Source organism: Thermoleptolyngbya sp. M55_K2018_002 (assembly GCF_015295965.1).
In the GTDB taxonomy this organism is placed as follows: domain Bacteria; phylum Cyanobacteriota; class Cyanobacteriia; order Elainellales; family Elainellaceae; genus Thermoleptolyngbya; species Thermoleptolyngbya sichuanensis.
Genome location: NZ_DVEA01000230.1, coordinates 1 through 21166, shown reverse-complemented (window position 1 = coordinate 21166; position 21166 = coordinate 1). Strand labels below are relative to the sequence as shown.

Below are 21166 nucleotides of genomic sequence, written 5' to 3'. Positions count from 1 at the left end.
GATAGATATAGGATAGGTGCAGCACAGGCATGGCGGCAAATCCAGAGGCGCTGGAGCGGGCCAGGGCGCTCTTTCAAGCTGGCAAGCAAAATTTTGAAAGCGGACGCTATCGCGAATCGGTGGAGTGCCTGGAGAAGTCTGCGGCGCTGGTGGAGCGGGGCGGCAAACTGGGCGGCGAGGTGCAGATTTGGCTGGTGACGGCCTACGAGGCCGCAGGACGGGCCGATGCGGCGATCGCCCTCTGTGAGCAACTGGTGCGCCATCCCGATGTGAAGACCCGCAAGCAAAGTCGCCGCCTGCAAGCCATCCTGACCGCGCCGCGCTTGCGGACTCGCCCCGAATGGCTGACCCAGATTCCCGACTTGGGCGGGCTGGAAACCGCCAGCGCCGAAGACCAGAAGGCCTACGCCGTGCCCACGCGCCCCAAGCCGTCGCGCCCGAAGCCCCGCCCTAAGCCCGATCCAGAGCCGATTGATCTGAGCCAAGTTAACACCAAAGACAACTCGTTTGTGTGGCTGTCCCTGGGGGCGATCGCCCTGATTGTGGCGGGACTCCTCTGGTTCGGCTATGCCTGAGCCAGAAGCCCTCCGCCAATCCCCAGTCTCACAAATCGCGCAATAGCGAGAAAGCGCCAGAAACCTGCTGGAACGCTAACAGACGCTCGAACCAACCCCCGCAATTCGCCAAAATCGCCAATCCAAGATTGCCAATCCAAAATCGCCAATCTAAAATCCAAAATCAACACGACGCACTGGAGCGGATTGACAGCCCCGCCACCGGAAAAACTTCGCTATCATAAAGTTAATAATTCGTAACAAAACCGCCATGAGTCAACTCAGCCTGGAGCAGATCAAGACCCAACTCGACAGTCCCAAGTCGAGCGATCGCATGGTCGCCCTGGCCATGCTGCGCGACGTGCCGCCCGAATCCGCCGTGCCGCTGATTCTCAAAGTGCTAGATGACGAAAGCCTACAGGTGCGCTCAATGGCCGTGTTTGCCCTAGGGATCAAGCAGACCGACGAGTGCTACCCCATCCTGGCGCAGATTTTGGAAAACGACCCCGACTACGGTATCCGCGCCGATGCGGCTGGGGCGCTGGGCTACCTGGGCGACTCCCGCGCCGTCGAGCCATTGCTGCGGGCATTTTACGAAGATACCGACTGGCTGGTGCGCTTTAGCGCCGCCGTATCGCTGGGCAACCTGCAAGACCCCCGTGCCCGCCATGCCTTGCTGCAAGCGCTGGAGAGCGATGAGGTTGTGCTGCATCAGGCGGCGATCGCCGCGCTGGGAGAATTGCAAGACCTGGAAGCGGTCGAGGCGATCCTGCGCTTTGTGGACTCGCCCGATTGGCTGGTTCGTCAGCGCCTCGCCGAAGCCCTAGGCAACCTGCCCACCCCCAAGAGCATTGCTGCGCTGCGATACCTGCTGCGCGACAGCCACCCCCACGTGTCGGACGCGGCGGCGCTGTCGTTGCAAAAGCTGGAAGCGGTGGAGTGAGGAAAAGGGAAGAACGAAGAACGAAGAGAGAAGAACGAAGAACGAAGAGGAAAGAATTTTCGGTTTTCGTTCTTCTTTTTTTATCCTTAGCTCCGCAAGCTCACCTGGAATTTCTCCTGGAGCGCTTCGCGGACTTTCTGATGCACCGGCTCGATGTCTTCGTCCGTTAGCGTGCGATCGCTCGCTCGGTAGACCAGTCGAAACGCCAGACTGCGCTTGCCTTCGGGCACTGACTCGCCGCGATATTCATCAAACAGTTCCACCGAGTCGAGCAGTTTGCCTGCCGTCTTGCGAACCGCCCGCTCAATTTCTGCCACTGAAAACTGCACGGGCGCAAAGAACGCCAAATCTCGGTCGGAGGCTGGATAGGCAGAGTAGGGCTTGAAGGTCGGCGTGATCCTGGCTTCGTCGGACATATCGTCCAGCAGCAAATCTAGGTCTAGCTCGAAGGCATAGACCTCATCCGGCAAGCCCCGGCGCTGGCGTTCTTGGGGGTGAATCTGTCCAAACGTACCCAGCCGCTCGCCCTGCACCCACAGCGAGGCCGTCCGTCCAGGATGCAGCAGCGGGTTCCGCCGATCGGGCTGAAATTCAACCGCTACGCCAAGCTGTCGAAACGCGCTCTCTAACACGCCCTTGGCCTCAAACCAGGTCATCGGCTGTTCGCGACCGCTGCGAACCCAGCGCCCGACCGATGCATCACCGCCCATGATTCCCGCAAGGCGATCGCCCTCATGTAGCCCGTCCTCTTCGCGCCAAAACACGCGCCCGATTTCGTAGGCATTGAGCGCCCCGTTGCCCTGCTCTAGGTTGTACTGGAAGGCATCGATCAGCGCCGTCAGCATTTCAGTCCGCAGCGCAGAATATTCCACAAACAGCGGGTTGCTGAGGGCAATCTGGTTGTCGCCGTCCGGCTTCACCAGCGAGTAGTGAATCACCTCCGTCAGCCCCACCGCTTTGAAGGCATGGTGAATCTGCCGCGTTAGCGCGTAGTCGGGCGACAGGAAGCCCAGTTCGGTCTTGGCAGGCAGCGTATCGCAGAAGTTGTTATAGCCGTAAACCCGCGCCACTTCCTCGATCAGATCGATTTCGCGTTCCAGATCGCGGTGACGATAGGGCGGCACGCTCACCCGCCACACGTCGCCCGCCGCCGAGATCGGGGTGAGTTCGCAGCCCAGCGCCGTCAAAATCCGCTCTACCTCGGCGGGCGGCAAGTCGCCAATTTCGCCCTCGCCCGGACGCGCCTCTTTGTCTAGTTCGATGGGGCCAAGCACTTGGTTTAGCCGCTCCAGCCGCAGTTCAATCGTGCGTGTTGCCATTGCGCCGCCTGGCCGAGCATCGGCCACCGTCTGTACGTCCACCGTGCCGCCCGCCAGTTCCACCAGCAGCGCCAGGGCCCGCCGACAGGCCAGTTCGAGTTCCGCAGAATTTACGCCGCGCTCGTAGCGGGCCGAGGCTTCGGTGCGGAGTCCCTGCGATCGCGCTGATCGACGAATCGCCACCGAGTCAAACACCGCCGCTTCTAGCACCAGATTCGTCGTATCGGCATAAACTTCGCTGTTTTCACCCCCCATCACGCCTGCCAGCGCTACGGGCTGGTCGTTGGCGGTGATCAGCAGCGTTTGGTCGGTCAGCTTTCGCTCCTGGCTGTCTAGCGTGGTCAGCGTCTCGCTGCTGCGGGCAAAGCGCACGCCCAGCGTCAGATCCGAAGAACCCGCAATGGCACGCAGGCGATCGCCATCAAACGCATGGAGCGGCTGCCCCCACTCCAGCAGCACGTAGTTGGTTACGTCCACCACGTTGTTAATCGGACGAGTCCCCGCTGCCTGAAGCCGTCGTTGCAGCCATTCAGGAGAAGGGGCGATCGCCACTCCTTTGATCACCGTGCCGATGTAAATCGGGCAGGCTCCTGGCTCCGAAATCCGCAGCGCCAATTCTTTTCCACCAGACTTTACAGGCAGTTCGGGCACCTCTGGCAGCTTGAGTGTTGCACCCGTCAGCGCCGCCACCTCCCGCGCAATGCCCACCATGCTCAGCGCATCGGCCCGGTTTGCCGTAGAAGTCAGGTCTAAAATCACATCGTCCAAACCCAGCAGCGGACGGGCATCCATGCCCACCTGAAGCGAGTCCTGCGGAAAGATATGAATTCCTTCTGACTCCTTCGCCAGCCCCACCTCTGCCAGCGAACAAATCATCCCTTCCGAGGGCACATCCCGGAGCTTTCGGGGGCGAATCGTCAGGTCAATTATCGGCAGGTGCGTCCCCAGCGTCGCCACGGGCACGTAGATATCTGCCCGCACATTCGCCGCGCCGCAAACAATAGTGGAAGGCTTGTCAGCCCCAATGTCCACCGTACACACGCTCAGCTTGTCGGCGTTGGGATGAGGCCGGCGATCCAGCACGCGACCCACTACCACACCATCTGCCCAGGTGCGGCGATCCTCAATCTCTTCGACTTCAAACCCCGCCATCGTCAGCATATCCGCCAGCGCTTCTGGAGATACGTTGATATCGACTAGCTCTCGCAACCAGTTCAGAGAAATTCGCATCGCCTATCGTGCCTTTCTGCCCAACAAAAATTAACGTGATCAAAATCTAATCCAGCCCGACTCTGGCAGGGCTACGTCCAGACGTTAGCCCAAATGAAGCGGCTGATAAACCGCCAAATCTCGTGCCTCAGACCTCCCAATTCTACCGCTTGGTTGCCTTAGAACGCGCTTCTACCCCCTAGCACATCCATCAACAATCTGTTAAACAATCTATAGAGGCTAAATGCTTTTACCCGCTGCATCTCGCTCCTCCGGCAGTTTTAGCAACATCTCGTCTGGATGCTTCGTCAATATTTTGAGTAAGCACCTAGGCTAATTGCTACACGACCATCCCGTGTGTCTACGGATGTTTACTGGGACTTCAAGCGAATCAGCGTGATCTTTAGCAAGTCTTCAAGGGTTTCCCCGAGAGAACTGCACTCTACCTTCATGCTCTTGGGCCGATAATTGTAGAAGAGGTGCATGCTCTCATTACTGAGATATACGCCCGGCGGTCAACCTAACGAGTGATGCCGAATGAGCTACTGCTTAAATCCTGCCTGTCCAAAACCAGAGAATCTGACTCATACTGAGCTGTGTCAGGCTTGTGGCTCTAAGCTGCTGTTGCGCGATCGCTATCGGGTGGTGCAGTCCCTTGGGCATGGCGGGTTTGGAGCCACGTTTCTGGCCAAGGATGAATCGCTTCCCGGCAGTCCCCATTGCGTGATCAAGCAGCTTCGTCCTGTTGCCTCCTCGCCCCATGTGTTGCAAATGGCACGAGAGCTGTTCCGCCGAGAAGCCAAAACACTGGGTAAAATCGGTAACCACCCCCAAGTGCCTCGACTGCTCGACTACTTCGAGGCAAACCAGGAATTTTACCTAATTCAGGAATATATCAGCGGCTCCACCCTCCAGCAAGAAGTGAAGCAAAATGGCCCCTTCAGCGAAGCGGGGGTCAAGCAGTTTCTCAGCGAAGTGCTGCCGATGTTGCAGTACGTGCATTCCCAGCAGGTGATTCATCGAGACATCAAGCCTGCCAACCTGATTCGTCGCACCCAGGACAAAAAGCTGGTGCTGATCGACTTTGGCGCGGTGAAAGATCAAGTCAACCCTGTGCGGGCCGGCGCAACGGAGCAGACTGCCCTGACAGCCTACGCCATCGGCACTCCCGGCTATGCCCCGCCAGAGCAAATGGCGATGCGCCCGGTCTACGCCAGCGATATCTACGCGCTGGGCGTGACCTGCATTTACCTGCTGACGGGCAAAGCGCCGAAGGATATGGACTATGACCCGACCACCGGCGAAATTCTGTGGCGCGAACAGGTTCACATCAGCGAACACTTTGCGGGCGTGTTGCAAAAGATGCTGGAGGTTTCCGTTCGCCATCGCTATCAGAACGCAGGAGAAGTGCTGCGGGCGCTGGATCTGGAGCCATACCTCGACAGCCTGGCCCAGAGCATGGTGAAGCCTGTTCGGCCTTCTGCCCGCCAGCCTGAGGTTTCGCCCAATCATTACATGCCCTCTGGCGACCTCAGCGGCAACCTCTTCCCCTCTTCGCCTTCTGCCCGCATGGCGGCTGCGATTCGCGCACGGCAGTCCAAGTCCGGCGGAGATTCCGGCGGTTCGCCCTACACGGGTGGCCATCGCCGTACCGCCATCCAAAAGCCGGTTTCCGTCACCACGATCGAGCGAGGTCGGGGCGCATCGGGCGGCAGCAGTGGCAACTCTGGCGGACATCCAGCGCTGATGCCCAAACTGCGGGCGGATGAGTTGCTGAACGACTACGCTAAGGGTAAGCGTGACTTTACTTCTCGCGACCTGAGCCTGTTGAACCTGTCTAAGGTTGCGCTGACGGGGGCAAACTTTCACCAGTCCAAACTGCATAAGGCGAACCTCCAGGGCGCAAACCTGTTTAACACCGATTTCGGTCGAGCCAGTCTGAATCAGGCGATTCTGAAAAACGCAAACTTGGCGCGGGCCTACCTTAGCCATGCGGATTTGCAGGGGGCAGACCTGCGGGGGGCAGACCTGAGCTATGCCTATCTGAGCAACGCCAACCTGCGGGGGGCGAACCTCTGCGGCGCAGACCTGACCGGAGCCAAGATTAGCGACGAGCAACTGGCGCTGGCGCGAACCAACTGGGCGACAGTTCACCCCAGCGGCAAACGAGGGCTATGGTAGATAGGCGGGGCCCATCACGCCCGCTGAGTTTTACCTGAACAATTGCCAGGGTGGTGAATAGCCATGACAGATCGGTTGCGGGAGCGGGGCGAGAAGCTGAAAGAGCGTGATCCAGAAGCCTATGCTCGGCTAGTAGCAGAATCAAAAGCACCCTATCGGGGGCTGCGACAGTTTGTCTATCTGGCGTTTGGCGCGTCCGGGCTAATCGGTGCGTTCATTTTTGCTACGCAGCTTGCGGCCGGGCGGGGCGACAGCGACACACTGCCCAATCTGGCGCTGCAATTGGGACTGGTGGCGCTGATGGTGTGGCTCTTTCGGCTGGAACAGAAGGCTGCCGCTCGTCGGCGGGGATAACGGGTTTTGACGACGCTGCATAGTTTGTGCAGTTTGTGCATAGTTTGCATGGTGTGCTGTTGAGCCGCGCTGCTACCTTGTGGGCAAGTCGAATAGCACCGTGGTCATGTAGCGTTCTGCCCAGTCTTCGCCAAAGGCTTTTTCTAGCACGCGGCGGGTTTTGTCGTTTTGCTGCTGCTGGGCGCAGTAGTGCTGCTGCCCGGCCAGGATTTCAGACTGCTTTTCGGGGGTGGCGGGAGTGGCGATCGCCCGTTCACAGTGAATCTTCAGGTAGGCTTCGACGCGATTGAGAAACTGCTGCTGTTCATCCTCCGACTCTGGGCGGATAAACAGGCAGTAGCTGGAAAAAATCGTGCCCCAGGTGGGGAAACTGCGCGTCTGCGAAAACTGGAGCGGCGGCAGAGATTCCAACTCGCCCACGTAGCTGCTGGGCAGGCTGCGATCGCCCCGCACGGGAGACAGATCGGCGATCGCCATGCTCACCTGGCCGCGCCCGCCTACCAAATCTGCGCCAAACATGGGCAAATCATAGTCCGAATGGGGAAACATAACACAGTGCAGGATATCTAGCCCGGTGCCCAGCTTCGCCAGTTCTAGATGCAGCTTGCGAAACTGCGGCGTTTGGTAGCAGTGATTTTCGATCACCAGACGTTCGCCCTCCAGTCGTCCTTCTACGTAGCCTAGGTCTTCGGGCAGGTGATAGGGCGACAAGTCCAGATGAGTTTGCCATACAGCCTCGATCCGATCTGCTAGGGCGCGAATCAGGGGATGCTGCTGGTGGCGGATCGAGTCGGACTGGGGAGCAGGCGAAGGAACGGAAAAAGACATGATGGTAAATCGTGATGACAGGTGTCGAGAGGCGGCTCTGGCGATAGGCTTGAAATTAAGGCTTCGCTTTACGATGCCACAGAGAAAATTTCACAGTGGCGCTACAATTGGGCGGCATACTGGACGGCATCCCGGGCAGCATACTGGATGGTATGTTGAGCGTCACGTTCAGCCATAGGCAGCGCCCCGAACGAACATTCATCACCTCAACTTTTGTATTTTGTATTATGTCAGGTCAGATACTCGGCGATCGCTACGAAGTGGAACAGCAACTCGGCAAAAAGTCTGGCCGCTGGACGTTGCTGGCCCGCGATCTGATGACCCACGAACCCGTCATCCTCAAGGTCGTGTTTATTGACGAAAACCTTGGTCCTGATGACCTCAAGCTGTTTACCCGCGAGGCCGATGCGCTGCAAGTGCTGGCCCATCCTGCTACGCCGCGCTACCTGGGCTATTTTGAAATCGACCTGCCTCGCGGCGGAAAGGCCCTGGCGCTGATTCAGAGCTATTTGCCGGGAACCTCGCTCGATAAATACCTCAAGGCCGAGCGCACCCTCAGCGAAGCCGAAGCCAAACAGGTTGCGCGGAAGGCACTGGAAATTTTGCAATATCTGCACGCGCAGCAGCCGCCCATTGTGCATCGGGACATCAAGCCCAGCAACGTGCTGCTGTCGGACGATGAAGGGGCGATCGCCACTCAGGTCAGCCTGGTCGATTTTGGCTCCGTCAAGTCTCTTGCTTCTGCGGATGGCACTACCTTTAGCATCGTCGGCACTGAAGGCTACGTTGCGCCAGAACAAATCGGTCGCCGCGCCATGACCGCCTCCGATCTCTACAGCCTGGGCATGACGCTGGTCGTCGGCATGACTGGAATCGAACCCATGAATCTGCCCCACCGGGGTCTTCGCATCAATCTGGATCAGTGCCTCCAGTGCAGCCCCGACTTTGCCACCTGGCTGAAGCAAATGACCGAGCCAGACGTAACCCAGCGATTTCGCACGGCCGATGCGGCGCTGGCGGCTCTGCCCACGGGGTAGAGGGGAGGGGATTTTGGATTTTAGATTGGGGATGGACTCGGACTTAATCCACGTAACCCAGCCACAGCAGACCCATCAGCGCCAGCAGCGACCCAATCGCAAAGACCCCCACGCCGCCTGCAAAGCTCAGAAAACGGCGCGTATTGATAGGTCGCTTGCGATAGAGCCAGAACGCCGCCAGCCATGCTGCCCCGCTGGCAAGAAAAATCGGCAAATGGCTTCCAAACGGGCCACTGCCCACCGGGATGCCCATAAAGCTTAGGAGGTAAGCACCCGGCGACTGCGCCAGCAGGCTAAACAGCGACACCCCCGCCAGCAGGCTCACAATCAGCCGCATCACCGGGCCAAAGGGGAAATAGAGCAGCGCCGCTGTGCTGATCCAGGTGCCGATGCCAGCGGCGATCGCCAGCCCATGCGTCAGCCATTGCCACTGGTCGTCGGAAATGCCAACCCCATGCACCGTTTCCAGCAAAACTCGCCCAAAATAGTTAGCCACCAGCAGCGCCATCCCCATGCCACAGGCAAAGCTGGCAATGCCCTTGGCCCAGCGCCCCGGACTACGCCACGCCCCTAGCGCCACCAGCACCCCGCCCGCCACCGACAGTCCCAGCCCCAGCCCAATCAGCCCCAGGTCTCGCAGAGACATCAGCAGGTTAATGCCCCAATAGTGCCACCGCAGCCCGTTCAACTGTGCCGCGCCCAGCTCTAGGTCACCCTGCAAGGCATAGCGGTATTGCAGCCCACGCACAAAGTCCATCCCTGCTTCGCGGCAGGAAACCGTCCGACCCGCATAGGTTGCGCCACAGTCCCCCAGTTCAGTAGGAAATGCTGGGCTATAGCTCCAGGTCAGGTCGAGCGGCTGTTCGGCCAGAGCAGCGCTGCACTGCCACTGGGCCGCACCCTGGGTGCAGTCAAAAATGCGGTTGGGCAGATGGATCGGCCGGCCGGCGCTGGGCTGAATCTCGATGCTGGCAAAGGGCGTGTAAGCCAGTGTGGGCGATTCGCGGATCAGCAGCGCCACCAGCGCCACCGACAGAACGAGCCAAAGGGCGATCGCCCGCTTCAGCGAAAACCGGGGCATGGGGCATAGCTCCTTGAACAAGACGGTTGGACTCAAGAAGGAATACGGGCAGGTCTATCGATGCACCCGGATGAGCTAGAGTTCCGCTCGATCGCCGATCATAGCCCGCTTCTCATGTTTACCGTATAAGAAGTACGCCTTGTCAGAGAAGTATTAGAAGTATTTAGTCAGTGAAGGATTACCGTTTCGCTGGTCAGAGCCGGAACTTTCCCCATTGCTGAGAGGTCTGGCTTTGAGTTCAAAGCTACAGGAACAGTTCCCACGATTCTCGAATGTGTTCTGGGGTAATGCCCTGTTGCCGGAGCGATCGCAGGCTACGGGCCCCGTCGCGTTTTGCCAGTCGCTTGCCTGCTGCATCGCGCACTAAGGGACAGTGATAGAACGCCGGAATTTCCCAGCCCAGTGTGCGATAGAGCAAAATCTGCTTGGCGGCAGAAAGCAGCAGGTCTTCGCCGCGCACCACTTCGGAAATCGCCATTGTGTGGTCGTCGGTCACGACGGCCAGGTCATAGCTGGGCAACCCGTCTCGCCGCCACACCATGAAGTCGCCAAAGTCCTGCCCTGCAATGAAGCGCTGTGGGCCTAGATGTTCGTCTATAAAGGCGATCGCCTCGCCATCGGGCACGCGAAATCGCCAGTTCACCTCGCCGGGTTCCGTCGCCGCTTCCCACGTTGCAGGACGCAATTCAACAGGAAAGATCACTTCGCGATCGCCCTCATGGGGCGCACGGAGCGCATTGGCCACGTCTTTGCGAGAGTGGGGACTGGGATAAATCGCGCCGAGATGGTTCAACTGCTGCCAGGTTTGGTGGTAGAACGACTGGCGATTGCGCTGCCTGTAGGGCTGAAATGGGCCGCCTACGTCGGGCCCTTCTTGCCAGCAAAAACCAAACCAGACTAAATCTTCCAGCAAATCGTCAGAATATTCGGGTTTGCAGCGATCGCGGTCAAGGTCTTCGATTCGCAAAACCAGCACGCCGCCATGCTGCACAGCCCGCTGCTGCGCCGTCCAAAACGTTTTGGCATGACCTAGGTGCAGGTGCCCGGTGGGTGTCGGCGCGAGTCGCCCGCGATAGGCATGGGTCAATGGCAACACCGCAAATGAATCATCCACTTCCAACAAGGGCAGGACTTATGCACTTGCAATCAGCTTTCTAGGTGCTGGAGGATTTTTCGCGGGCGCAGCCCGCGAAAAATCCTCCAACTGCGTAGGTCCTAAAGGAAAATGGTAAATCCGAAGGCGCAATGTCCGCGGAGAATTCTCATGATGAATTTTCGCGATGAATTTTCGCGATGAATTCTACAGACTCAGCCTCATGTTGCCAGCAGGCGCATCTGCACTCGAACCGTTCCATTCTCCTGAAACCGGAACTGGAACAACCGAGACTCCGCTGTGCCGTTCTTGGGTGGTGTTCCGCCTGGACCTTGTGGAAAGTCCAAGATGCATTCGTACTGGTTCTCTGCACTTGGAACAGGACAGCCCAGCGTGTTTACAAAGGCTTCCAGGTTGTCCGCAGGCATCACAAAATTGACGTGGGCAATATATTCAATGTCTGTCGGAATGGGGCCGAGCAGCCCGCTAAAGTTCACCTCTGGCGTAACGCCGTGGGGTAGGGGAACCCCAATCATGCGTTCCGTCAGGTTACGGGGCGATCGCCACGGAGCCGCGCCCATAGTCCATTCCAACAGCGCTATCGTCCCCAAAGCAAGCGTTCCGCAACCGATGGCAATCTTTTGAAGGCGATTCATTCAGATTTCACCCACGTATGGATTCTGAATAGCCAGAACAGTTTTGTAGAGATGGCAGCAAGAGATGGCAGCAAAAGGATGGGCGATCGCCCTAATTCGATCTTCCTAGATAAACTCGCATGTCTGGATATTGCTCAAAAAAAGCGACCGTTTCCATAATCCTGCCAGCATAGCCGCCGCACTCCATCTGCAATCGCTGCTCTAGCTCGGCATTTTCCTGAGACAGGTGCAAGAAAAAGCCGCTGGGCTGCCCATTTTCGCCCACAGAAAAATGGACAAAGGGACACTCACGGGCAATCACCGCAGGGTCGGATTCGTGCTCGGCAATTTCACAAAAGGGAATTTGGGTGAAGGCAGACTCGTCGCAGGCGATCGATCGCAGGCGTACTCGCAAACATCACCACAGCACAGGTTAGAAATAATTTGCCACACAGCATGAGACTGAGATTCGGAAAATTCTGGGGTAAAGCCGTTGAAGCTTCAGGATGCCCAGATTCAGCATCCCGATCTGACACGTCCAATATGGCACACCCCGCTCGGTCGCTGACAATGCGCGAATCGTCCCCCACCCAGAACTTCATAAAAGATTTAATCAGGCAATGGGGATAACAACGTTTCTAGTTGAGTGCGTAGCGGTTCCAGCTCTGAGATAGCTGTTTTCCAAATGGTTTCTTGGCGGATTTCGTCATAACGATGAATCAGGATATTGCGTAATCCAATAACTCTGCGCCAGCCAATTTCGGGATGGGCTTGTCGAAATTCGTTCGATAGTCTGCGAGCGGCTTCTCCTAAGATTTCAAGCTGTCTTTCTACCGCGCTTTGGACAAGAATATTATCCAAATAAGCCTCATAGGTTAGGCTTGCAGTAAATTCCTGAACTCGGCGAATAGCGCTGACCATATCCCATAGCGACCCAACATCACGGTTATTTGCTTGCATAAATCACCTGATGGGTTCGCAAAATTTCATGCCGTCGATAGGGATTTTTCAGCCCTTCTTTATCGGTTATGTCCACTTTTCTTCTGAATAAGGCTTCAAGTTCATCTTTCATATCCACCCAATCAAATAAGCTCCAACCTGGGCTGGGGGCAAAGGTCACAAGTGCGTCAATATCGCTGTCGGAGCGAAAGTCATCTCGCAACACGGAACCGAAGAGGGCAAATTCGATGATTTTCCAGCGATGGCAAAACTCAGCAATCTGCTCAAGAGATGCCGGGATGCGTTGATTTAGTGGGGGGGCAAGTTGAGAAACCATCATTCAACCTCTAGTTCAATATTTTTAGTTCAATATTTCAAATTCAATCTCTCAAATTCAATATTTCAAACCATAAGGCTTGCATTTCGCTCAGATGCTTGCCTTCTATCACTCGATTATGCGGCATGGCTTTGGAGAGGATCTGGGGGCTAGGGGGACTGGGAGGAGCCAGCGGGCAATTCAAATGCGATCGCCCCTGCTGGTAGGATGAAGGCTAGTAGCAAATCTAAACAAAACCTAAAGCAGTCATGACTCACTTCCCCGATCCGGCCCCTGCCCACGGCGGGACGTTGATTAACCGAATCTGCACTCCAGAGCAGCGGCAAGAGTTTTTGGATAAAGCCGACTTTTTGCCCCGGCTCCGGCTCGATGAGCGGGCCGTGTCAGATTTGGAGCTAATCGCGATCGGCGGCTTTAGCCCCCTGACGGGCTTCATGGAGCAGGCAGACTATCAGCGCGTGGTCGATGAAATGCATCTGGCCAATGGGCTGCCGTGGTCGATCCCAATCACGCTGTCGGTGACGGAAGAAGAAGCCACGCCGCTGAAAGAGGGGATGCTGGTGCGGCTGGATGACTCTCTGGGGCGGTTTGTTGGCGTGCTGCAACTGACGCAAAAGTACACCTACGACAAGGTTCACGAGGCGCTGCATGTCTATCGCACCAATGAAGAAAAGCATCCCGGTGTAAAGGTGGTTTATCGCCAGGGACCGGTGAACCTGGCCGGCCCGGTGTGGCTGCTTCAGCGCGAGGCTCATCCGCGTTTTCCCACCTATCAAATCGACCCGGCCGAGTCGCGGGCGCTGTTTCGAGATAAGGGCTGGAAAACGATCGTCGGCTTCCAGACCCGCAACCCTATCCACCGGGCCCACGAATACATTATTAAATGCGCGATGGAAGTGGTGGACGGGCTGTTTTTGCATCCGCTGGTGGGCGCAACCAAAGAAGACGACATTCCGGCAGACGTGCGGATGAACTGCTACGAGATCATGCTGGAAAACTACTTCCCGAAGGATCGAGTGATCCTGGCGATCAACCCGGCTGCGATGCGCTATGCCGGCCCTAGAGAGGCGATTTTCCATGCGCTGGTGCGAAAAAACTACGGCTGCACGCACTTCATCGTGGGGCGCGATCATGCGGGTGTGGGCGACTATTACGGAACCTACGACGCGCAGTATATTTTCGACGAATTTGACCCGCTGGCGCTGGGCATCACGCCGCTGAAGTTTGAACACGCTTTCTACTGCACCCGCACCAACCAGATGGCGACCACCAAAACCAGCCCCAGCACGCCCGAAGAGCGGATTCACCTATCGGGGACGAAGGTGCGGGAAATGCTGCGAAACGGACAACTGCCACCGCCGGAGTTTTCTCGTCCGCTGGTGGCGGCTGAACTGGCGCGGGCAATGCAGATTCCCCAGCCGTCGTTTGAGATTTAGGGTTGGGTAGGTTTGGGTAGTTGGCGGGGCGAGTTGGCGGGGCGATAGCAGCGATAGGATGAGAGTAGACCCCCAATCTATACGCGAGAGGATCTGAAGGAAATGGCCATTTTTCGTCAATACATTGCGCCGCTGCTGGTGGTGTTGATGTTTGTGCTGGCGCTGGTGGTGGTAAGCGCCCGCATCTTTTTGCCCGAAGACATGGCTGCGCCCGCGCCGATCGAAGCAGGGGAACAGGTTGGGCTGGGTCATTCCGATGACCTGACTGCCCTAGAAACGGCTTCCTCGCTGGATGTGCTGATTCATGGGCTGCCGGATGAAGCGGCGATCGCCCCGGCAAGCTAAGCAGTTGCAACCCGTTCTGATGACCTGTGCTTGACACTGCTGACCTATGCCCCGGATATCTGATTTACCGCAGCACTGGGGTTGATCGGGCGCTGCTGGTTAAGTTTATGCAGCGCACCTACCGCGAACTGTTTCCTGGCGAAGGGTTCGACCATCTCGCGCACACCGTTGAGCAATATTTCTCTGGCGACACGCCGCTGTGGTGGGTGCGGTCTCATGCGGATACGAGCCTGCGAATTCCCGATCCGGTGGCTTGTTTGTGGATGGGCAGCGCGGTTGATCAGGTGCGGGGCGATCGCCACGCTCACATTTTCTTACTCTACGTCTCGCCAGAGTATCGCCGCCGGGGAATTGGCACGGCCCTAATGCGGCAAGCTGAAGACTGGGCCAGGCTGAGGGGCGATCGCCAGATGGGGCTGCATGTGTTCTGCCAAAACCAGCCTGCCCAACGGCTATACGAATCGCTGGGCTTTGTGCCGCAGTCGATCTGGATGGTCAAGCCGCTCGACCGCTAGGCAGCGGGAAGGGTTGAGGTAGAGGGGCAGATTTGGGATTTTAGATTTGGGATTTTGGATTTGGGGCTTCGGTTGCGGGTGGAAGCATCAAGAGCGCTATGCGAGACTGATGTAGGTCAATTAGCGATCCAAAGTCATCCATCCAAAATCCAAAATCGATCCTGTCCAGATTCGTTTAGCGATCCAAAATCTAAAATCCAGAATCTAAAATCCAGAATCGATTCTGTCCAAATTCGTTGAACGCTTGACTCAAAAGGAGAACACCCCATGACCCCCACCGAAATTAACTGCGCCGAAGCGTGTAAAAACGGCTGCGTTCTGGGCGATCGCTGTCCCAATCAGGAATATCGCAACCAGGCATCGCAGTTTATCGAAACCACGTCGCTGGATAAGATGCTGGAAATGGCAGAGGAAGCGCTGCGCCGCAAAGCAATGGAGCCGCCCAAGTGGGTGTTTCCAGAAGATGGAATCGGCCCGGATGTTGAGTAAGATACCTGGCATTGATGGGGACAGCCTGCGGAGGCACTGTGGATAACCGTCCGAGCAATGATTCAGGCGATTTTGACGATGAAGCGTTTGACGATGAAGCGTTTGACGATGAAGCGTTTGACGATGAAGCGGTTGACGACCTGGAGCCAGCGTCCCAAGGCATTGATTCATCCGCCGATTCCGCCGTCGATATAACCGTCGATGCAGCCGCCGATGCAGCCGATCTGGAGCTAGTGGTGGATGCGGGAATCGGGGGGGGCGATCGCCTCGATCGCTATCTCGCAGCCCGGTTGCCCGATCTGTCCCGTGCCCGCCTGCAAAAGCTCATCGAGCAGGGGCAGGTGCGCGTCAACGGGGTTCCCTGCACGTCCAAAAAAGCGGAGGTTCAGGGGGGCGATCGCCTCACGGTGTCTATTCCGCCTTCCGAGCCGATGACGCTCCAAGCCGAAGCCATTCCCCTCAACATCCTGTTTGAAGACGCACACCTGATTATTGTGAATAAGCCCGTGGGTCTGGTGGTGCATCCTGCGCCGGGCCACACCACGGGGACGCTGGTGAATGCGCTACTGGCACACTGTCCCGACCTAGCGGGCATTGGCGGCGTGCAGCGGCCAGGCATCGTGCATCGGCTGGATAAAGACACCAGCGGTGCGCTGGCGATCGCCAAGACCGATCAGGCGCATCAGCGTTTGCAGGCTCAGTTCAAAACCAAAACCGCCCGACGCACCTATCTGGCAGTAGTCTACGGTGCGCCCAAGGCAGATGCGGGCACTGTGGACGCGCCCATTGGTCGCCATCCGGTGGATCGCAAAAAAATGGCGATCGTGCCGGAAGATCGCGGCGGGCGACGCGCCGTGACCCACTGGCAGGTGGTCGAACGCCTGGGCAATTACACGCTGATGCAATTTGACCTGGAAACGGGGCGCACGCACCAGATCCGCGTCCATAGCGCCCACCTGGGGCATCCGGTGGTAGGCGACCCGGTCTACAGCGGCGGCAAATCGGTCGGCGTGAACTTACCGGGGCAGGCGCTCCATGCCTGGAAGCTGCGGCTGTATCACCCGATTTCTGAGAAAGAGATCGAGGCGATCGCCCCTCCGCCGGACTCTTTTTCGACGCTTTTGCGCGTTTTGCGGCAGCGTTTTGTGTGACAAATCTCAAATTAGCGAAGGACTTGTTTACATTGCTTAAAATTATGAGTACACTCAGACCGCCCTCAGAGAGTATTTATACCTTTGTCCAGACAACGGTTTTCAGAATTCTTAAGAGAATCTAAAATGCCAAATTCTGCTTCTATGAGGAATTGGTAGGCGCGAAAATGTAAACAAATGTGCCGGAAATGATTTGCAAAAATACGCCGCAAAGCCTTGCCTGTCAAGCCTTTGCGGGCATATCTGAGCGATTCTATGCAATTTAATAACTTGTAACAAGTAAATGGGTTAACCGCATTGTATAAAGAGATTCGGAAGGGTACAAACCACAGACAGAGTACGACAATTCGCTGGTTTGCCAGGTTCTAAACCTTCTCATCTAACTGTGAAGTTTTTCTCAGATTTATGAGAAGCGCCTTGCGTCCGGGAAGATGAGTCCAGCGGCTAAGCCGTTCTCTCTCATCTGTGGGAGCCTTTCTAAGCTGCATGTGTCGCCGTGTTAACTCAGCACTGCTATCCATCAGCAACAGTGAAGACTGGGCTACCTTTCATCCAGTTTTTAAGACCGAACTCAACCAAAACGATTAGGAGATTGAGTCCATGTTAGATGCTTTCGCTAAAGTCGTTTCCCAGGCTGACACGAAGGGAGAGTTTCTGAGCAGCGCCCAACTCGACGCTCTGAGCAACGTAGTCAAGGATGGTAGCAAGCGTCTGGATGCCGTTAACCGCATGACCAGCAACGCTTCCACCATCGTTGCAAACGCTGCACGCTCTCTGTTTGAAGAGCAGCCCCAGCTGATCCAGCCCGGTGGAAATGCTTACACCAACCGTCGTATGGCTGCTTGCCTGCGAGACATGGAGATCATCCTGCGCTATGTGACCTATGCAACTCTGGCGGGTGACTCCAGCGTTCTGGATGACCGCTGCCTGAACGGCTTGCGCGAAACCTATCAAGCGCTGGGCGTGCCCGGTGGTTCTGTGGCTGCTGGCGTTGCCAAAATGAAGGACGCTGCAATTTCCATCGTCAACGACCCCAACGGCATCACCAAGGGTGACTGCTCTGCGCTGGTGTCTGAAATTGCCAGCTACTTCGATCGCGCTGCTGCTGCGGTTGCGTAATTTGGCTTTGGTGATGGGCTGGTGCTGTCCTGTGCAGCCTCAGGCTCTAGCCTAAGTTCTCGGCTCCGTGCCGACGGTTTTCAAAATACTCAAGGACAACTTTAGGTTTTTTAGGGAGATATCTCGACTATGAAGACCCCGATTACTGAAGCGATCGCCGCAGCAGATACCCAAGGCCGTTTCCTCAGCAACACCGAACTGCAAGCTGTTAACGGTCGCTTCGAGCGTGCCGCTGCCAGCATGGAAGCTGCTCGTGCGCTGACCAACAATGCTCAGCAACTGATCGACGGTGCTGCAAATGCCGTGTATCAGAAGTTTCCCTACACCACCCAGATGCAGGGCGCAAACTTTGCCTCGGATTCTCGCGGCAAGTCCAAGTGCGCTCGTGACATCGGCTACTACCTGCGGATCATCACCTACTCGTTGGTTGCAGGTGGCACCGGTCCTCTGGATGAGTACCTGATCGCTGGTCTGGATGAAATCAACCGCACCTTTGATCTGTCTCCCAGCTGGTATGTGGAAGCGCTGAAGTATATCAAGGCTAACCACGGTCTGTCTGGTCAGGCTGCGAACGAAGCTAACACCTACATCGACTACGCAATCAACGCCCTGAGCTAGTTGATTGTGCTTGCCCGGAAAGGTAAGCAATTGCTGGTTCACGACTGGCAGGGGTTTACCTTTCCGGGCATTGTTATATCTGTGCGCGAGAGTTGGGTGGGCGATGTCTAAGTTGCAGAGTCTGAACAAACTTTTGCACCGAGTTATACCCAATCCGCTCTATTCGCACAAATTTACGATTGAAGATCTGTGTTTATTTCGACGCGCTTGTGGCAATGGCGGAAGCAGTCTGGGAACGCAAGCGATCAGAACCGGTGAAGTTCTGCTAGTTCAGGCTTCTGAGATTTTTGTTCTGGCGTTCGTTCTAGCCTGATGGGTTGATTTTCTGCATTGGGCGCTGAGCTTTGAGCATCCTCTCGTCACAAGGGCTTTTCAAAACCGAGTGCCAGTTTTAGGAGGAGGGATTTGAGATGAGCGGTCTGGTTGCGGCAGATCGATTGGGCATTGCTGCGTTTTCGCCAAGCGATCGCGTAGAACTGCGTCCAAACTGGACAGAAGACGACGTTCAGGCTGTGATTTGGGCAGCCTATCGTCAAGTACTGGGAAATGATCACCTGATGGTGAGCGAACGGTTGATCAGCGCCGAGTCGCTCTTGCGCCAGGGGCAGATCAGCGTCCGCGATTTTGTGCGGGCGATCGCCCAGTCTGAACTGTATAAGGAAAAGTTTTTCTATTCCAATCCCCAGGTTCGATTCATCGAACTGAACTACAAGCATCTGTTGGGCCGCGCACCCTACGATGAGTCCGAGATCGCCTTCCATGTTGACCTGTATAACCAGCAGGGCTACGAGGCAGAGATTAACTCCTACCTCGACTCGACGGAATATCAGGAAAGCTTTGGCGATTCGGTCGTGCCGTCCTATCGCGGGTTCAACTCGCAGCGAGGGCAAAAGACCGTCGGATTTACGCGCATGTTTCGGCTGTACCGGGGCTATGCCAACAGCGATCGCGCTCAGTATGGCAAGAATCGCCCCCGGCTGACGCAGGAAGTGGCTCGCAACCTGCCCATGCCGATCCAGCCGCCTTCCACAGGCCGCGTCAGCGAGTTTGTCGGAGCCGGAGCTGGGTTGGTGGGTGCAGCAGCGGGCGATCGCGACCAGCTCTATCGAGTCCGCTATACCCAGTCCGCTGCCAGCGGCCGGGCCCCCCTGCGGCTCAGCAATCGCGACCTGCTCGTTTCCTACGATCAGCTTTCCACGCGCCTCCAGCAGATCAATCGCGCAGGCGGTCGGGTGCTTAGCATCAGCGCCGTCTAGGGTTCAGGGTAGCCTCAAGAATCGCCCGCTACCCGTTTGAGTTCCGGTTTCTAGTGGTTGGGGTTTGGGGTCAGCTTCAAGCGCCAACCGCTTCCAAGCCATTCGCAAACACGAAGGAGAGATCGACCGTGCCAGTTACCGCAGCAGCATCCCGTTTGGGAACATCTCCGTTTGACGGAGCGCCCCGGGTAGAACTCCGCCCCAATTACACCAAAGAGGATGTCGAGAACGTCATTCGCGCCGTCTATCGGCAGGTGTTGGGCAACGACTACCTGATGAAGTCCGAACGACTCACCAGCGCCGAATCGCTCCTCCGCGACGGCAACATTAGCGTCCGTGAATTTGTTCGCGCCGTTGCCAAGTCTGACCTTTACAAGCAGAAGTTCCTTTACGGCAACTTCCAGACTCGCGTGATCGAACTGAACTATAAGCACCTGCTGGGTCGTGCGCCCTACGATGAGTCGGAAGTCATCTTCCACCTCGACCTGTACGAAACCCAGGGCTTTGATGCGGATATCGACTCCTACATCGACTCGGAAGAGTATCAGTCTAACTTCGGCGAAAGCATCGTGCCCTACTATCGCGGCTTCGAGTACTATGCCGGGGCCCGCACGGTCGCCTTTAACCGCATGTTCCGTCTCTATCGCGGCTATGCCAACAGCGATCGCTCTCAGGCAGAGGGTCGCGTGCCCCACCTGGCCCGCGACCTCGCTCAAAACAAACCGACCTCTATTGTCAGCCCCTCCGGCAGCGGCAGCTTTGCCTTCTTCCGCGCTTCAGACGATGTGGCTCCCAGCAAGTGCCTGGGTGGCTCCGTGGGCGAAAACACCCGCGTCTATCGGGTAGAAGTGGCAGGTCTGCGAAATGGCGGCTCTGGCGTTGGCTATCCCAAGCTGCGCCGCAGCAGCACTGCTTACCTGGTGCCCTACGATCAGCTCTCTGCCCGGATGCAGCAAATCCAGCGCCAGGGCGGTCGCATCGTCAGTGTGTCGCTAGCCAGCGCAAGCTAGGTTTCAGGAATCAGGGTTTGGGACTTGGTGCTTGAGCCTTTGACTGGCTTTCAAGCTTGCGGCTTGACCTAAGCCTCCTGAACCCTGATTCCTCCCTTTTATCCTCTAAACAATGGAGAACAGGACAATGTACGGTCAAACTGCTGTGGGAAGTGCCGCAAATTCGCCTTCTGGGGCGCGGATGTTTCGCTATGAAGTCGTGGGTCTGCGTCAGAGCCAAGAGACAGACAAGAACAACTACGCGATTCGCAACAGCGGCAGCGTCTTTTTCACGGTTCCTTACAACCGCATGAACGAAGAGATGCAGCGTATCCTGCGGATGGGCGGCAAGATTGTCAAGATCGAACCGCTGACGAGCGATTCATAAGCACGCGATCGCCCGTTGGACGGAACGCGACACCCCCAGGTTCAGGAATGCTTGACGGAACATCGGAGACGCAGTTTGAGGAATCGACCGCTGTATCGGAAGCCGCTGGCGCAGAGGCGCTGACGGTGGAGCAGGCGATCGCCAATCTTTCCCATCCCGACACCAGCTTGCGCTATTACGCAGCATGGTGGTTGGGGAAATTTCGTGTGTCTGATCCGGCTGCTGTGGATGCGCTGATTGCGGCACTCCGCGACGAGTCAGATCGAACCGAACTGGGCGGCTACCCGCTGCGGCGGAACGCAGCCCGGGCCCTGGGAAAGCTGGGCGATCGCCGTTTGAGCACTCGTTAC

At 57.0% G+C, this 21166-nt stretch carries 24 protein-coding genes; 16 read left to right on the top strand and 8 right to left on the bottom strand.

Annotated elements, in window-relative coordinates; all coding sequences use genetic code 11:
• The first annotated feature begins 29 nt into the window (after positions 1 to 29).
• Both IGS51_RS11415 and IGS51_RS11410 read left to right on the top strand, forming a co-directional pair.
• A complete protein-coding gene (locus IGS51_RS11415) occupies positions 30 to 575 on the top strand; it encodes a hypothetical protein (protein ID WP_297078509.1) in 546 nt (181 codons plus the stop codon).
• A 250-nt stretch (positions 576 to 825) separates the two neighbouring features.
• Positions 826 to 1497: a HEAT repeat domain-containing protein gene (locus IGS51_RS11410; RefSeq protein WP_172353702.1), complete on the top strand. Its 672-nt coding sequence runs from the start codon at positions 826 to 828 to the stop codon at positions 1495 to 1497.
• An 86-nt stretch (positions 1498 to 1583) separates the two neighbouring features.
• On the opposite strand, the gene pheT is transcribed toward IGS51_RS11410, so the two are convergent.
• Positions 1584 to 4046 carry a phenylalanine--tRNA ligase subunit beta gene (gene pheT, locus IGS51_RS11405; protein ID WP_297078508.1) on the bottom strand — a complete coding sequence of 821 codons (2463 nt, stop codon included), beginning with the start codon at positions 4044 to 4046 and terminating at the stop codon, positions 1584 to 1586.
• A 516-nt stretch (positions 4047 to 4562) separates the two neighbouring features.
• Between pheT and IGS51_RS11400 the strand changes: the two genes are divergently transcribed.
• Positions 4563 to 6206 carry a serine/threonine-protein kinase gene (locus IGS51_RS11400; protein WP_297078507.1) on the top strand — a complete coding sequence of 548 codons (1644 nt, stop codon included), beginning with the start codon at positions 4563 to 4565 and terminating at the stop codon, positions 6204 to 6206.
• A 63-nt stretch (positions 6207 to 6269) separates the two neighbouring features.
• On the top strand, positions 6270 to 6560 hold the full coding sequence (locus IGS51_RS11395; protein WP_297078506.1) for a DUF3493 domain-containing protein: 291 nt from the start codon (positions 6270 to 6272) through the stop codon (positions 6558 to 6560).
• Between the two features lie 72 nt (positions 6561 to 6632).
• Here IGS51_RS11395 and IGS51_RS11390 read toward each other — a convergent pair whose 3' ends face one another.
• A complete protein-coding gene (locus IGS51_RS11390; protein ID WP_297078505.1) occupies positions 6633 to 7388 on the bottom strand; it encodes a phycocyanobilin:ferredoxin oxidoreductase in 756 nt (251 codons plus the stop codon).
• Positions 7389 to 7615: 227 nt separating this feature from the next.
• Between IGS51_RS11390 and IGS51_RS11385 the strand changes: the two genes are divergently transcribed.
• Positions 7616 to 8425, top strand: a complete 810-nt coding sequence (locus IGS51_RS11385) for a serine/threonine-protein kinase (protein ID WP_297078504.1) — start codon at positions 7616 to 7618, stop codon at positions 8423 to 8425.
• 43 nt (positions 8426 to 8468) lie between these two features.
• Here IGS51_RS11385 and IGS51_RS11380 read toward each other — a convergent pair whose 3' ends face one another.
• From IGS51_RS11380 to IGS51_RS11355, 6 genes are all read right to left on the bottom strand, one after another.
• Positions 8469 to 9506, bottom strand: a complete 1038-nt coding sequence (locus IGS51_RS11380; protein WP_297078503.1) for a hypothetical protein — start codon at positions 9504 to 9506, stop codon at positions 8469 to 8471.
• 244 nt (positions 9507 to 9750) lie between these two features.
• A complete protein-coding gene (locus IGS51_RS11375; RefSeq protein WP_297078502.1) occupies positions 9751 to 10620 on the bottom strand; it encodes a glutamate--tRNA ligase family protein in 870 nt (289 codons plus the stop codon).
• Between the two features lie 200 nt (positions 10621 to 10820).
• On the bottom strand, positions 10821 to 11180 hold the full coding sequence (locus tag IGS51_RS11370; RefSeq protein ID WP_297078501.1) for a hypothetical protein: 360 nt from the start codon (positions 11178 to 11180) through the stop codon (positions 10821 to 10823).
• 166 nt (positions 11181 to 11346) lie between these two features.
• Positions 11347 to 11649: a hypothetical protein gene (locus tag IGS51_RS11365; protein WP_297078500.1), complete on the bottom strand. Its 303-nt coding sequence runs from the start codon at positions 11647 to 11649 to the stop codon at positions 11347 to 11349.
• 194 nt (positions 11650 to 11843) lie between these two features.
• Entirely contained in the window at positions 11844 to 12194 is a 351-nt protein-coding gene (locus tag IGS51_RS11360; protein ID WP_297078499.1) for a DUF86 domain-containing protein, read from the bottom strand.
• Positions 12181 to 12510, bottom strand: coding sequence for a nucleotidyltransferase family protein (locus IGS51_RS11355; RefSeq protein WP_297078498.1), 330 nt, complete (start codon positions 12508 to 12510; stop codon positions 12181 to 12183). The genes IGS51_RS11360 and IGS51_RS11355 overlap by 14 nt, the downstream gene beginning before the upstream one ends.
• 248 nt (positions 12511 to 12758) lie before the next feature.
• Between IGS51_RS11355 and sat the strand changes: the two genes are divergently transcribed.
• From sat to IGS51_RS11300, 11 genes are all read left to right on the top strand, one after another.
• Complete coding sequence (gene sat, locus IGS51_RS11350) at positions 12759 to 13946, top strand: sulfate adenylyltransferase (RefSeq protein ID WP_297078497.1); 1188 nt, start codon at positions 12759 to 12761, stop codon at positions 13944 to 13946.
• Between the two features lie 102 nt (positions 13947 to 14048).
• Positions 14049 to 14291, top strand: coding sequence for a hypothetical protein (locus IGS51_RS11345; protein WP_297078496.1), 243 nt, complete (start codon positions 14049 to 14051; stop codon positions 14289 to 14291).
• Between the two features lie 26 nt (positions 14292 to 14317).
• A complete protein-coding gene (locus IGS51_RS11340; protein WP_297078495.1) occupies positions 14318 to 14806 on the top strand; it encodes an N-acetyltransferase in 489 nt (162 codons plus the stop codon).
• A gap of 267 nt (positions 14807 to 15073) precedes the next feature.
• Positions 15074 to 15295, top strand: a complete 222-nt coding sequence (locus IGS51_RS11335) for a hypothetical protein (protein WP_068510416.1) — start codon at positions 15074 to 15076, stop codon at positions 15293 to 15295.
• 224 nt (positions 15296 to 15519) lie between these two features.
• Positions 15520 to 16446: an RluA family pseudouridine synthase gene (locus tag IGS51_RS11330; RefSeq protein WP_367279324.1), complete on the top strand. Its 927-nt coding sequence runs from the start codon at positions 15520 to 15522 to the stop codon at positions 16444 to 16446.
• A gap of 600 nt (positions 16447 to 17046) precedes the next feature.
• On the top strand, positions 17047 to 17565 hold the full coding sequence (locus IGS51_RS11325; protein ID WP_172353713.1) for a phycocyanin subunit beta: 519 nt from the start codon (positions 17047 to 17049) through the stop codon (positions 17563 to 17565).
• A 129-nt stretch (positions 17566 to 17694) separates the two neighbouring features.
• On the top strand, positions 17695 to 18183 hold the full coding sequence (gene cpcA / locus IGS51_RS11320) for a phycocyanin subunit alpha (protein ID WP_068510412.1): 489 nt from the start codon (positions 17695 to 17697) through the stop codon (positions 18181 to 18183).
• 410 nt (positions 18184 to 18593) lie between these two features.
• Positions 18594 to 19439: a phycobilisome rod-core linker polypeptide gene (locus IGS51_RS11315; protein WP_297078494.1), complete on the top strand. Its 846-nt coding sequence runs from the start codon at positions 18594 to 18596 to the stop codon at positions 19437 to 19439.
• 128 nt (positions 19440 to 19567) lie between these two features.
• Entirely contained in the window at positions 19568 to 20449 is an 882-nt protein-coding gene (locus IGS51_RS11310) for a phycobilisome linker polypeptide (RefSeq protein WP_297078493.1), read from the top strand.
• A 127-nt stretch (positions 20450 to 20576) separates the two neighbouring features.
• Complete coding sequence (locus tag IGS51_RS11305; protein ID WP_068510401.1) at positions 20577 to 20816, top strand: phycobilisome linker polypeptide; 240 nt, start codon at positions 20577 to 20579, stop codon at positions 20814 to 20816.
• 47 nt (positions 20817 to 20863) lie between these two features.
• On the top strand, positions 20864 to 21166 hold a 303-nt coding region (locus IGS51_RS11300; RefSeq protein WP_297078492.1), incomplete at its 3' end, for a HEAT repeat domain-containing protein.